The sequence below is a fragment of the Leptospira kmetyi serovar Malaysia str. Bejo-Iso9 genome, assembly GCF_000243735.2.
GTDB classification, from domain to species: domain Bacteria; phylum Spirochaetota; class Leptospiria; order Leptospirales; family Leptospiraceae; genus Leptospira; species Leptospira kmetyi.
In genome coordinates this window covers 377,531-389,001 of sequence record NZ_AHMP02000001.1, presented here as the reverse complement: position 1 = coordinate 389,001, position 11,471 = coordinate 377,531, and the positions used below count along the sequence as shown (strand labels likewise).

Here is an 11,471-nt window from a genome sequence, read left to right as displayed (position 1 = left end):
GGTCGTATACTTTATTGTGGGAAGGACAGTTTTGATTTCATACTTGAAAAACCTTTTTTTGATTTTCGCATTCTTTTTTATCATTCCGTTCTCCGTTTTTTCGGAGACCGTGCTTTTGCACGAGGGCGGAAGTTTTCGCGGAAAGGTAGTCACTCAAAATCAAAAGACGATTACGATTCAAACCAAGGAAGGAAAACGAGTCGTACAAAAAAAAGAAATCTTAAAGGTCATCTATAAGGATATCGACGAAGAAGAGGAAGAAAGAATCCGCAACGCCGAAATCAAAAGAATGGAAGACGAAAAACTTTCCAAACAAAGAAACGTCGAACTTCAAAAACAACACGATGAAGAGGAACGTCTTAGAAAGGAAAGAGAAGAAGCCGAAAAGAACAAACCTCTTCCACCCGCTCCTCCTCCGAAACCGGCCGTATCCAAAACCGGAGCGCTCGCAAGATCCGCGGCTCTGCCCGGATGGGGACAATGGGCGAGCGGAAGAAAATTAGCAGCAATCATCTATCCGACTCTTTTCTTGGCCGCAGGTTACGCGGTATATGAGAATAATCGCAAGTATCTCGTCGCAAAAAAAAATTACGAAGGATACGGGAATCCGTATTCTCAGGATTCGATCACACTCGCGGCTCTCGGAATCGCGAATCCTCAACTGGCTCCGGCGATTTCGGATCCGTTGACTCTTTACGTTTACAACCAACAGTTCAGCCCGTATCAGGATCGAAGAGAAGCCGTCGACAAGGCTTATAAAAATCTTCAAACGAGTATCGGAGTGTTGGCCGGAATTTATTTGATCAATTTGGCGGACGCGTTCATCTTCGGAGGACAAATCTCTTCCAAGGTGGGAATTTCGGACGGAACCTCGAAGGGTTTGATCTTTGATTACAATCCAATGGTCAACGCAGGAACCTTCAGCTCGGGCGCCACTTCCTCGGCGACTTTGGAATCCAAGTATACGTTCGGTTATCGATATCAATTTTAAAAAAGATTGCTGATTTACAATCTTTAAGGTCTCCGTAAAAATAGATCCGTGGCCATACAACAACCGGATCATATCGTCGTCGGCGCCGGGTTTACCGGACTTCTTTACGCTACACTTTCCGTTTTAAAGGGAGAATCGGTCCTTCTCTACGAAAAGAAAAATCGTTCGGGAGGATTGATTCAATCCGTTCAAACTCCTTTCGGTCTTGTGGAAACGGCGGCAAACGGAATCTTAAATTCGTATCGATTGGAAGAACTCGCTTCCGCGCTCAATCTTGAAATTATTCCCACACAAAAGGCTTCCAAAAAAAGATATATCTGGAAGGACGGAACTCCGAAACGAATTCCTCTTTCCTTTGCGGGCGTATTACGCCTGTTATACGGACTCTTTTTCTTGCCCGCCGGTTTGTTAAGGGAGGAATCCGTACACCATTGGGGCGTTCGCGTTTTGGGGGAATCCGCCGTGCGAGACGTGTTGACTCCGGGGCTTGCCGGAGTATATGCAGGAAATCTAAAGGACATGTCCGCCGAATTGGTGATCGGCAAATGGATTTCTTCGAACGAAACTTTGTGGAAAAATCTACGTGCGGCGATACAAAAGAAAAAGTCGGAACCGAAAGTTCCCAAACAAAGAAAAGGAACCGTGAGTTTTCGAGGAGGACTCGGAGAACTTTTAAACGCGATGGAAACGAAAGTCAAATCCTCGCCGGGTTCCAAAATTCTTCAGTCGGAAGAATCCCCTGCCCTATCCGTTCTTCGAAAAAAATATCCGAACGCAAGAATCACGTTGGCCTGCGGCTTGGAATCCACCTTAAAGATTCTCGCCTCAAGCGATCCCGTTTTTAAAAGATACGAAAAGGTTTGTAGAACTCTCGGAGTCGTAACCGCGACCCGGTTCGGAAAAAAATCCTTACTCGGTAAAAAGACCGGATTCGGAGTTTTATTTCCGCCCGAAGCCGGGTTTCGAGCGAGAGGGGTGTTGTTGAACTCTTCGATCTTTCCGGGAAGGGTTACGAACGGCCATTCTTCGGAGACGTTTATCTTCGGAGGAGCTTTGGATCCCGAGATTTCCAAACTGAAAGAACAGGAAATCGTTTCTATCTTGGAAGAGGATCGCAAAAAAATCACGTCACAAATCGCGACGGAAAACGACGCGCCTCTCAATCACTACGTTACGATCTGGAAATCGGCCCTTCCCGTTTACGACGCGGCCTTACTCGAGTTCAACAGGGAGTTGGATCGCAGTCTTCCCGAAGGTGTTTTTGTGGAAGGAAATTTCCGTTACGGAATCGGGCTCAGCGCGATTTTGGAAAGGGCCTGGAACGTTATGCGAAACGGCAAAGCATACTGACCAAACTTCTTAGCGAAATTGCCTAACAAAACTTGATAACAAAACGTTTTCTAAATTAAGAACGGAACGTACATTCTCCCGATTTAAAATCCGGCTTGTGTCCGCCTAACTTCGCGCAAAGACATTCGTTTTTCGGAGCGCGGATCGATTCAAGGCTGATCTTAGCCATCGCCTCAACGAATTTCGGATAAATACCCGGCGCGGGAATTCGATGATATTCCCGGATTCCGCTTTCATGCGCGACTTCTTTGAGTTGTTCCCCGATTTCTTCCAGAGTTTCCAAATGATCGCTTACGAAACTGATCGGATATACGGCGACTCTTTTGATTCCGTTTTTCCCCAGCTCTTCGAGCATGTGAATCGTATTCGGTTCCGTCCATTTCGAAGGCCCTACCCTACTTTGAAACGAAGTATGACATTCTCCTTTAAAACCTTTCTCGCGTAGAAGTCGTTTTAAATTCTCCACATTGGTTTCGATTTCTTCCCTGTAACGATCGCCCTTTCGGATCAGCCGCAGAGGAATTCCGTGCGCGCTAAAAACGAGATCGATCGTTTCCCAATTCTCCACCTTTCCGAAAGATTCCGAATGTAGAAATTCTTTCGCGTCGAGTTTGCCTTGGAAAAAATCCAGAATCAAATCCCGAATCGCTTCCAGATAAATCGGGGAAGAATGAAACGGCGCAACCCAACCTTCCTTGTTTACCGGGCAGAAGCCGAGCGTTTGTTCCACGAGTTTAGCGGTGCTTAGAACCGTGGATCTGGAAAAATGAGGATATAAGGAAAGTAGAATATTGTTCGGCGACGGAGTAAGAATCTCCCGTTCGAGTTCGCGGATATCGGGATAACCGCAGGTCATCGTGACCTGGCCGTCCCATTCTTCTTCGGTGATTTTTTGAAGTTCCTTTGCGATCGCTTCGGCTTGTTTCGACGTTTCGGATACGATCGGAGAACCTCCTCCGAATCCCATCGACTCGTAGGTCTGCGCGACTTTCGGCGCTCTTTTTTTTGCGATCCATCTCGCCAAAGGTTTTCGGATAAATTCCGGAAGAGGAAGATCGAAAACGAGCGGATCTTCGAAAAGATCGATCAGAAATTTTTCGATTTCGGAAGTGTTGCGCGGTCCGCCGAGATTGATGAGAAGAATTCTTTTTTTCAAATCCTTGTTTCCTTTTTTAATAGAGAAAGCCTGTCAGGGAAAGTTCCACGTTCCATTCCTTGAGGTTCATATAATTCTTATATTGGCCCAAGTGCTGGGAAAGAATATCGTTGTAGCTGAGTCCGCCTTTCGTGGAAAAATGTCCGTCCCCGAAAAGTCTGTGTTCGTTGAGTTTTAAGAATAGGACGTAGTTGCCGAAAATTCTTCCGGCTCCCATGTTGAAGTCGACTCCGAAACCGGAAACGTCTCCGATAAAATTGAGAGCCCTTTGATAGTGAAAGTCGCGGAAGTGGCCGCTCCAGAAAATTCCCGAAAGCGAAGTTTCCCAGATCCATTCTCCGTTGGAATATCTGTAACCGAGTCCCAAAGGAAATTCGTACGTGGAATAGGAAAGGCTTAAGCCCAATCCGATTCTGTTTAAAAAGACCGGATTCGAATCGAAAAACTGAAACACGTCGTAGAGTACGTATTTCATAAACGTATATTGAAAACCGCCGGTAAGATAAAGGCCTTTTCCTTCCTTTCTCGAATCCGGATCGCCGTCGCCGAAATATCTTCTTAAGATCAGGGATTGCCGATCCTGTTTCATCGAAAGACGACCTTTCCCGTCCGCAAAATTTCGGGATCCTATAAACGTGTAGGGAGTGTCGTAATACGAAAATTCTCGCGTTGAAATTTTGGTTCCGCGTTCGACGGTGGGATCGCCGAGATAAAAGTCTTCGTCCCTCCCCTCGCCCGCGTTTACGTATCTACCGGTCGTTTTTACGTTTAGATCCGCTTCCCATTTTTTCCAGCGAAGCGTAAACCCGAGTCCGCCGTAATTGAAGTCCCTTTCATACGTGATTCTCGAGCCGCCTCTGAGTCCCGAAAGATTCGCGTATTTGGTTCCGGTTTCGAAGATGTTGTCCCCTCCGTTTCTTCCCGCGAGAATTGTAAAGGAAGACTGGCGGATTAGCTTTTTTAAAAACGTTTCCTCTTCGGCGATCGGTTTTTCCTTTTCGACGTGAGGTTTTAGAAAATCAGGTTCGCCCGCGTTAAGCGTCTGTGCCTGGATCGAACGAAGTAAGGAAGAATTGAGAATGATAAAGACGAGGATCGTATTGACTAAATGTTTTTTCTTATTCATAAGCCTTTTTTATTTTCGAGCTAAGCCGCTTACGAAGGGTGAAATCATTTCACCCTCAAATAGTCGCAGAAGCGGATCAAGGCAGGATCGCCGCCCTACCCTACTCACGCAATTCCGTTTTTTAGCGGTATGAAATCCATGAGACATAGTATTGAATTGACATCGATCGTGTGTTCGGGCGATTCTGATCGGGAGAGTTCTTTTCATGAGTTCTAAAGCTCTAACAACCCGACAGATTTTAGATGAGTACGAAATTTCTTCCGAGGAAGAATTTTTGTCAAAGGTCAAGGAATGGAAAATTCCTTCGTCCGGAAAAGGCAAATACGATCGGGAGACGATCGAAAAATACTTTCAGAAATCGAACGAGGCCGTTTACGATTCGGCGATCATCGCCGTTTCCAATCAAAAAGGCGGAGAAGGTAAAACAACAGTTTCGGTTTGTCTCGCCGAGGCTCTTTCCAAGTCGGCCCCGGTTCTTCTCGTGGACTGGGACGCGCAGGCCAATATCACCCAACTTTTTTTCGGTTCCGTGGAAAGATCCGTCTTTCATTCCCTCGGTTATCGGGGCGATGAGCCGGTCCCTGTAAAGGACCTTTTGGTCCAGCTCGCGCCCGGTTTGGATCTTCTTCCTTCTTCGATTCATCTCGCGAACTTTACGACTCCGTATGAAAGGGACGACTTCGAACTTCTCAAGGACGCGCTCAAGCCGATCCGTTCCTCGTATAAATACGTCATTATCGATTGTCCTCCGTCTCTCGGTTTGATTTTGGAGAACGCGCTCATCGCCGCCGATCACGTTTTGATTCCGATCCAAACGAGAGCGTTTAGCGTTCAAGGATTGAAAGACCTTCATTCCACCATTCTAAAAATCAAAAAGAAGGCCAATCCTTCTCTGAATCTTTTGGGCGCGGTTCTCAACCAATACGAGGACGCTCGCGCGCTCGCGGGTCTCGCGGACGCGATCCGAAAATACTTCGAAGTTTTTAAAACGGTCGTTTACAGAAGGGAGTCGATTCCTCAGGCCCAAGCGAAGAAAAAACTTTTGGGCGAATACGACGGCAAGGCGATGCAGATGTTTTCATCGTTGGCGGACGAATTGATAGAGAGGATTTCAAATGGCTAAACGTTCCGATTTTGCGGGAATGGATCTTCTTACCGCCTTCGGCGAAAAAGAATCTTCCAAATCGGAGATTCCTCTTTCGGACATCGCGCCGAATCCGGCGCAACCGAGGGTTTTCGGTAAGGAAGAAGTTTCGGATCTGGTCGAATCGATGAAACGTCTCGGACTCATCGAGCCGATCGTGGTCAGGAAGTCCGGAAAAAAATATCAGATCGTCGCCGGGGAAAGAAGATTTCAAGCCGCGAAAATTCTCAAGTGGAACTCGATCGCGGCGATCGAAACTTCCGCCTCGGAAGACAGATGTTTCGAAATGGCCCTCGCGGAAAACGAAAAACGAAAAAGTCTCAATCCTTGGGAAGTCGGTCGTGCGATTCAATTTTTAAGAAAGGAAAAACGAAAAACCGCAGAGGAAGTTTCCAAGGTTTTGGGTTTTACCGAAAGATACGTAAAACAACTCAGTTCGATTGCAAGACTCGATCAAAAATCGGTCGCCGATCTGATCCGATCCGGTAAGGACGCTTCCGTTAAAAACCTGGAAGAACTTTTAAAACAAAAAGAAGGCCGAGGGGGTGAAATGATTTCACCCCGGAAAACGGCGCCTGCAAAGGTGACGGTTCAGTTGTCCAAACTGAATTCTCAACAAAGGGAAAAGTTTCTAAAGGAACTTTCCACGCTTAAAAAGAAATACGGAATCAAAGACTAATCGATTCCTTTTATTACGGAGAAAATATGAAACTCGCTATCATCGCCGGTCCGCACCGGAAAATTTCCCAGTCCGCAAAGGTCGCAAAATGGATGGGAAGTCGTCTCGAATCCTTCGGTCATCAGGCTTGGGTCCTCGACTTGGGAAATCATAAACTTCCGGTTTGGGACGATTCCTTTTGGGACGGCGGAGAAGAATGGGATAAAATCTGGAAGCCGATCGAAGCCGAGCTGAAAAGCGCGGACGCATACGTTTTTGTTACGCCGGAATATTCGGGGATGGCTTCTCCCGGTTTAAAAAATTTCATTCTTTATTGCAACAACGGAGTTGTCGGTCATAAGCCCGTGTTGATCGGAGCGGTTTCCGCGAGCCGAGGCGGCGCGTATCCGATCGCGGAATTGCGGATGAGCAGTTATAAGAACACGAAACTTTGTTATATCCCCGAACATATCATAGTTCGGGACGCGGAACACGTTTTGAACGGTCCCGAATCCGCGAGCAAAGAGGATTCTTATATCCGGGATCGAATCGACTTCGCTCTGAAGGTTCTCGTGAGTTACGGAGAGGCGTTAAAAACCGTCCGCGATTCGGGCGTAACGGTTAAAAAAGAATTCTCAAACGGAATGTAAATCGAAAACGGTCGGAACTACGGCAACGGCCGCTTCGTAATTCGTTTTGATCCGTTGCCGATGCGTTTTCGGCCGGAGCTCCGACCAAAACATCGACCTAAGATTCTAACTCGCGGAGTTTCCGCGTTTTCCCGGTTTGAAAATCAGATCCAAAACTTTCATAACCGCGAGCCAAGCTCCGAGCGGAATCGCGACGTTGACGAAACCGACAACCGGAATCAAAAACCAGGCGTAATTCCGACCCCATTCAAAAGGACTCCAGGCGTGCATCAGATGAATCAAAATCGGATGCAGCAAAAAAATCCCCATACTGTTTTTCCCCACAAAGGCGAAAACGGAGATCAAAGTTTTATGTCCCTTTTGTTCCTGAGCCTTTTCCGCCCAAAAGAAAAGAAAAAGAAAGGCTGCGAGCGGATAAAAGATCAGGTGATTGGAGGAATCGAATTTCCAAAGATAACCCGCGGCAAAAACCGCGATCAGATAGATCGAAAGGCCGAAAAAAAGAATTCTCCGGAGGGAGTAGGTGAGGGGAGAAGATTTCTCTTCCGAAAGAATCAGAAAACTTTTCGGTTCCTTAAACCACTTTCCGGCTAACAATCCGAAGGCGAAAAAGAAAATAAAACCCGTGAAAAGAATCGGTTCGATCGTCTTTATCCAAGCGATGTCGGAATAACGAAAGACGTGGTTCGATACGAAGTTCAGTATAAGCGCGATAAATAAAAAGTTTAAAACCGCCTTTTTCGTGTTAAACTGGCTCAGGAATCGGGCGCAAAAAGGGAATATTACATAAAACGAAACCAAAAGAGGAACGAAATAATAGGGCGCGCACCAGGTTCCCAAGGCGATTCCGATTAAAAAATCCCCAAGAGCGGGCAGGGTTCCGAGTTTCACATAGGCCGCCAGAAGACTTACGATGAAATATGGAAGCAAAAGTGAAAGGATCTTAGGTTTCCAGTAGTCTCTAAGGTTTGTGGGCTTTAAAAAAATTCCCGAGGAAAGAATAAAGGCCGGAACTCCGAATCGGGAAAGATTGGATAGAGCAAGAGTCAAAGCCGAAGCGTTTTCGTTCGGACCGAAGTATTGATAATACGAATTCACGTGGATAAAAACGATTCCGGTGATCGCAAGACCCCGGATGAAGTCCACGGATTCGCTTCTTCCTCCCGGAGTTTGGTTTTTGGGCGGAGATGAAAAAAGAATCCGGGAAGGTTTATCGGAAACGATACATGCGAGAATCAGGATACAAAGTCCGAACGTATCCATAAAAAGTGGAAGATTGAAAATCATAAAAGAGTGTACTTTTCCGGGGTAGAATTAATATTCATCTGTCAATATGCGATTTTTTGGTAAAGAAGCAAATATTTTAGGTCGGTTTAAAAAATGAACAAGGTGCAGATCCCCGCAGGCGGAATCGTTTTTAAAGAAGGTGAAACGAATAACGCGATGTATGTGATTCTTTCCGGCTCGGTCGAAGTCTTTTTTACGAGAAAGAACATCGTACAACGTCTCGCCGTGATGAAAAAAGGGGATTTTTTCGGAGAGATGGCTTTGTTTCGCGCGATGCCTAGGACCGCAACGGCAAAGGCGATCTTGGATTGTCAACTCGCGGTGATCGAAAGCAAACAACAACTTGAGAAATTTCTAATCAACAATCCCGATTTTTCGGCCAAGATGGTTCGTATTCTTGCGGATCGATTGGCGAATACGAACGCGATTCTTATATCCAAGCTGGAAGAATATTCGGGAGAATACGAATATAAGGTTCCCGAAGATTGATCGAAGTCCGTAAGCGTAACGAAGGTCTCAAACGCACCGAAGACGAAGACAAAAGCGAAAACCGCAACGAAATCACGTAACGATACAACGATAGGAAGTCGCGAACGAACGACGAAGAAATCACAAAACCGTTCCGATCCAAACGTCCGTTCTTTTTTAAAATTCTTATAAGTCCGAAGAGAAGACGAGGAACTTATCCTTTCCCGTTTTTTTCGCTTTGTAAAGAGCGGCGTCCGCGTTCTTAAACAATTCGTTCGTATCCTTTCCGTCTTCCGCAAACCTGCAGATTCCACCCGAAACCGTAACCGCCAAACCGTACTGACTCATGGACGCTTCCAAAAGATAATTTCGAAAACGATTGGCCGCGACGAGCGCGTTTTCCTTCGGAGTTTCCGGAAGGATCACCGCGAATTCTTCCCCGCCGATTCTACAACAGATGTCCTCTTGACGAAACGAATAAAGCATCGTTCCCGCGATCAAACGGAGAATGTCGTCTCCGAAACCGTGTCCGTATGTGTCGTTGATGATCTTGAAATTATCCACGTCGAAGATCAAAAGACAAAAGTCCCTTTGGTATCTCGCGCTTCGGTTGATTTCTTTGTTGAGAATGATGTTGAAATATCTTCGGTTGTAGATCCCGCTCGTCTCGTCGATGACCGTGTTTAGGATGATCTCTTCGAACGAATAGAGTTCCACGATCTTCGGGTTTTCGATGATTCTTTTTTTGCTGAAGATATAATCCAACATCGACACGACGAAGTTCACGCTTCTTCCCAGGGAAGAACTCATGTTCTCGCCGTGGTTGTAGATATCGTCCCAGAGTTCCCGCGCGTCGTTCTCTTGGATTTCGAGATGCGATATGATTCTAAAAAAATCGGAATAGAAAAACGGATTGTTCGCGGAAAGTTCGATGATGCGGGTTTTGAATTCTTTCAGACCCGATTCCTGATCGTGGAGTAAGGATATGACCTTGGTTTTGAGATCGGGACCTATGTTTCGGATGGATCGGAGCTGTTCGCTCATCTTGATCAATTCGAGCCTCGCCATTCCCGCGTTGTTCTCTTGGGCTTCGAGAGTTTTTTCGGCTTCTAAAAGTTCGCTTTCGCTGAGCCTGGAAATTCTTTCGTAAAGTTCCACCAAACTTTTCAGTCTGGTAATTTCATTTTGCTGGTCCAGGTCCATAACCTTACCGCCTTCTTTTTCGCACTTCCTCTCGAAAGAGGCTATTTTTACAAACTTACGGTTCGAAGGTTTTTTCAGTAAACTAAATAAACGATTCCTGAGTTGAAATTAATGTTTGAAGCATCTTATAATCTAACATGAAGTAGTCCTGTATGAAAAATGTAATCATCACAGGTGCAAGTTCCGGAATCGGCAAAGAATTGGCCAAATTGTATGCGTTAGCGGGCGCCAACGTGGCTCTTACCGCGAGAAGAAAGGATTCTTTGAAGAAGATCGCGGAAGAATTGAAAGCGGCGGGCGCCAAAGGAAAGATTCTTTTCGCGCCTCTTGACGTTGCGGATACGGATCAGAATTTTAAAGTGATTCCCAAACTCGCAAAGGAACTCGGAGGTTTGGATCTAATCGTCTTAAACGCGGGGATTTCGACGACTTCTTCGTACGGAGGAAGAAGTTTTGAAGCCGATCGCGCGGTGATCGAAACGAATTTGATCGGAGCGATGGCCGGAGTCGAAGCGGTTCTTCCGATCTTTCAAAAACAAAACTCGGGTCAGATTGTCGCGATCTCTTCCGTCGCTTCGTTCAGAGGACTTCCGGGTTCCGCGAGTTATTCTTCCTCGAAGGCGGGGCTTTCCACGTATATGGAAGCTTTGAGAGGTGAAGTAAAACGTTTCGGAGTTTCTGTGACCGTGATTCATCCGGGTTTTATCGATACGCCGATCAACAATCAGATGAAGTCGAGGCCGTTCGTAGTTCCGGTGGAGAAGGGCGCACAAAAAATTTATAAAAGAATTGAAAACAATGTTTTATCGGCTACAGTTCCTTGGTTCCCATGGGCCTTCGTGGGATATCTTATGAAACGGATTCCCGAGTTTTTATGGTCGAAGATCACTCTGAAATAAATCATTCTTTTGAAAAACAAAACCCGCACGGAGGAAATCCGATTCGGGTTTTATTCGTTTGTCTCGGAAATATCTGCCGTTCTCCTGCGGCGGAAGGCGCGTTTTTGGATTTGATTCAAAGACGAAACTTAGAATCCTCATTCTTCGTGGATTCCTGCGGTACGTCACGCTATCATATCGGAGAATTGCCCGATCCTAGAACGAGACAAGCCGCGCGGAAAAAAGGAATCGAACTCGTTCACAAGGCGAGACAGTTTCGTAAGGAAGATTTCCGAGAATTCGATTACATTCTCACCATGGACAAATCGAATCAAAAGGACGTTTTGTATCTCGCTTCTTCGGACGAGGAAAGAAAGAAGGTTCAGCTGTTTCGTTTTTTTCAGAAGGATTCCAAAAAGGATTCGGAAGTTCCCGATCCGTATTACGGAACCTTGAAGGACTTCGACGAAGTGCAAAATATTGTCTCCGACACCGCAGAAGACTTTCTGGAATTTCTCCTCTCTAGAAAACTGGATTTAAAAGCCTAAATCTTCGGAGGA

Annotated in this window: 12 protein-coding genes; 8 read left to right on the top strand and 4 right to left on the bottom strand. The window is 46.0% G+C overall.

Annotation, left to right across the window (positions count from 1 at the left end; all coding sequences use genetic code 11):
- The first annotated feature begins 16 nt into the window (after positions 1-16).
- Together LEP1GSC052_RS01785 and hemG are read left to right on the top strand one after the other, a co-directional pair.
- Positions 17-991, top strand: coding sequence for an LA_0442/LA_0875 N-terminal domain-containing protein (locus LEP1GSC052_RS01785; RefSeq protein ID WP_040912642.1), 975 nt, complete (start codon positions 17-19; stop codon positions 989-991).
- 48 nt (positions 992-1,039) lie between these two features.
- Positions 1,040-2,341: a protoporphyrinogen oxidase gene (gene hemG, locus LEP1GSC052_RS01780; RefSeq protein ID WP_010572209.1), complete on the top strand. Its 1,302-nt coding sequence runs from the start codon at positions 1,040-1,042 to the stop codon at positions 2,339-2,341.
- Positions 2,342-2,396: 55 nt separating this feature from the next.
- Here the strand turns inward: hemG and hemH are convergent, their stop codons facing one another.
- Both hemH and LEP1GSC052_RS01770 read right to left on the bottom strand, forming a co-directional pair.
- Positions 2,397-3,497: a ferrochelatase gene (hemH, locus tag LEP1GSC052_RS01775; RefSeq protein ID WP_020985369.1), complete on the bottom strand. Its 1,101-nt coding sequence runs from the start codon at positions 3,495-3,497 to the stop codon at positions 2,397-2,399.
- A gap of 16 nt (positions 3,498-3,513) precedes the next feature.
- The gene (locus LEP1GSC052_RS01770; protein WP_010572211.1) at positions 3,514-4,623 is read right to left on the bottom strand and encodes a putative porin; all 1,110 of its coding nucleotides are present in this window, start codon (positions 4,621-4,623) and stop codon (positions 3,514-3,516) included.
- Positions 4,624-4,828: 205 nt separating this feature from the next.
- Here LEP1GSC052_RS01770 and LEP1GSC052_RS01765 point away from each other — a divergent pair, with 205 nt between their 5' ends.
- The 3 genes from LEP1GSC052_RS01765 to LEP1GSC052_RS01755 are packed head-to-tail and all read left to right on the top strand — an operon-like array spanning position 4,829 to position 7,075.
- On the top strand, positions 4,829-5,746 hold the full coding sequence (locus tag LEP1GSC052_RS01765) for a ParA family protein (RefSeq protein ID WP_010572212.1): 918 nt from the start codon (positions 4,829-4,831) through the stop codon (positions 5,744-5,746).
- On the top strand, positions 5,739-6,446 hold the full coding sequence (locus LEP1GSC052_RS01760; protein ID WP_010572213.1) for a ParB/RepB/Spo0J family partition protein: 708 nt from the start codon (positions 5,739-5,741) through the stop codon (positions 6,444-6,446). Before LEP1GSC052_RS01765 ends, LEP1GSC052_RS01760 begins: the two co-directional genes overlap by 8 nt.
- Positions 6,447-6,472: 26 nt before the next feature.
- Complete coding sequence (locus LEP1GSC052_RS01755) at positions 6,473-7,075, top strand: NADPH-dependent FMN reductase (RefSeq protein ID WP_010572214.1); 603 nt, start codon at positions 6,473-6,475, stop codon at positions 7,073-7,075.
- A 105-nt stretch (positions 7,076-7,180) separates the two neighbouring features.
- On the opposite strand, the gene LEP1GSC052_RS01750 is transcribed toward LEP1GSC052_RS01755, so the two are convergent.
- Entirely contained in the window at positions 7,181-8,362 is a 1,182-nt protein-coding gene (locus LEP1GSC052_RS01750; RefSeq protein WP_020985356.1) for an acyltransferase, read from the bottom strand.
- Between the two features lie 93 nt (positions 8,363-8,455).
- Between LEP1GSC052_RS01750 and LEP1GSC052_RS01745 the strand changes: the two genes are divergently transcribed.
- Positions 8,456-8,851: a cyclic nucleotide-binding domain-containing protein gene (locus tag LEP1GSC052_RS01745; protein ID WP_010572216.1), complete on the top strand. Its 396-nt coding sequence runs from the start codon at positions 8,456-8,458 to the stop codon at positions 8,849-8,851.
- 165 nt (positions 8,852-9,016) lie between these two features.
- Here LEP1GSC052_RS01745 and LEP1GSC052_RS01740 read toward each other — a convergent pair whose 3' ends face one another.
- Complete coding sequence (locus tag LEP1GSC052_RS01740) at positions 9,017-10,033, bottom strand: GGDEF domain-containing protein (protein ID WP_010572217.1); 1,017 nt, start codon at positions 10,031-10,033, stop codon at positions 9,017-9,019.
- A 152-nt stretch (positions 10,034-10,185) separates the two neighbouring features.
- Here LEP1GSC052_RS01740 and LEP1GSC052_RS01735 point away from each other — a divergent pair, with 152 nt between their 5' ends.
- Together LEP1GSC052_RS01735 and LEP1GSC052_RS01730 are read left to right on the top strand one after the other, a co-directional pair.
- Complete coding sequence (locus LEP1GSC052_RS01735; RefSeq protein ID WP_010572218.1) at positions 10,186-10,932, top strand: SDR family oxidoreductase; 747 nt, start codon at positions 10,186-10,188, stop codon at positions 10,930-10,932.
- A complete protein-coding gene (locus LEP1GSC052_RS01730) occupies positions 10,908-11,459 on the top strand; it encodes a low molecular weight protein-tyrosine-phosphatase (RefSeq protein WP_010572219.1) in 552 nt (183 codons plus the stop codon). The genes LEP1GSC052_RS01735 and LEP1GSC052_RS01730 overlap by 25 nt, the downstream gene beginning before the upstream one ends.
- Positions 11,460-11,471: the final 12 nt, after the last annotated feature.

What these genes read in the sequence shown, in the direction of transcription:
- LEP1GSC052_RS01770 (WP_010572211.1), bottom strand. Translation starts at nt 4,623, where the DNA reads ATGAATAAGAAAAAACATTTAGTCAATACGATCCTCGTCTTTATCATT.
- LEP1GSC052_RS01750 (WP_020985356.1), bottom strand. Translation starts at nt 8,362, where the DNA reads ATGATTTTCAATCTTCCACTTTTTATGGATACGTTCGGACTTTGTATC.
- LEP1GSC052_RS01745 (WP_010572216.1), top strand. Translation starts at nt 8,456, where the DNA reads ATGAACAAGGTGCAGATCCCCGCAGGCGGAATCGTTTTTAAAGAAGGT.
- LEP1GSC052_RS01760 (WP_010572213.1), top strand. Translation starts at nt 5,739, where the DNA reads ATGGCTAAACGTTCCGATTTTGCGGGAATGGATCTTCTTACCGCCTTC.
- LEP1GSC052_RS01765 (WP_010572212.1), top strand. Translation starts at nt 4,829, where the DNA reads ATGAGTTCTAAAGCTCTAACAACCCGACAGATTTTAGATGAGTACGAA.
- LEP1GSC052_RS01735 (WP_010572218.1), top strand. Translation starts at nt 10,186, where the DNA reads ATGAAAAATGTAATCATCACAGGTGCAAGTTCCGGAATCGGCAAAGAA.
- LEP1GSC052_RS01730 (WP_010572219.1), top strand. Translation starts at nt 10,908, where the DNA reads ATGGTCGAAGATCACTCTGAAATAAATCATTCTTTTGAAAAACAAAAC.
- LEP1GSC052_RS01740 (WP_010572217.1), bottom strand. Translation starts at nt 10,033, where the DNA reads ATGGACCTGGACCAGCAAAATGAAATTACCAGACTGAAAAGTTTGGTG.
- LEP1GSC052_RS01755 (WP_010572214.1), top strand. Translation starts at nt 6,473, where the DNA reads ATGAAACTCGCTATCATCGCCGGTCCGCACCGGAAAATTTCCCAGTCC.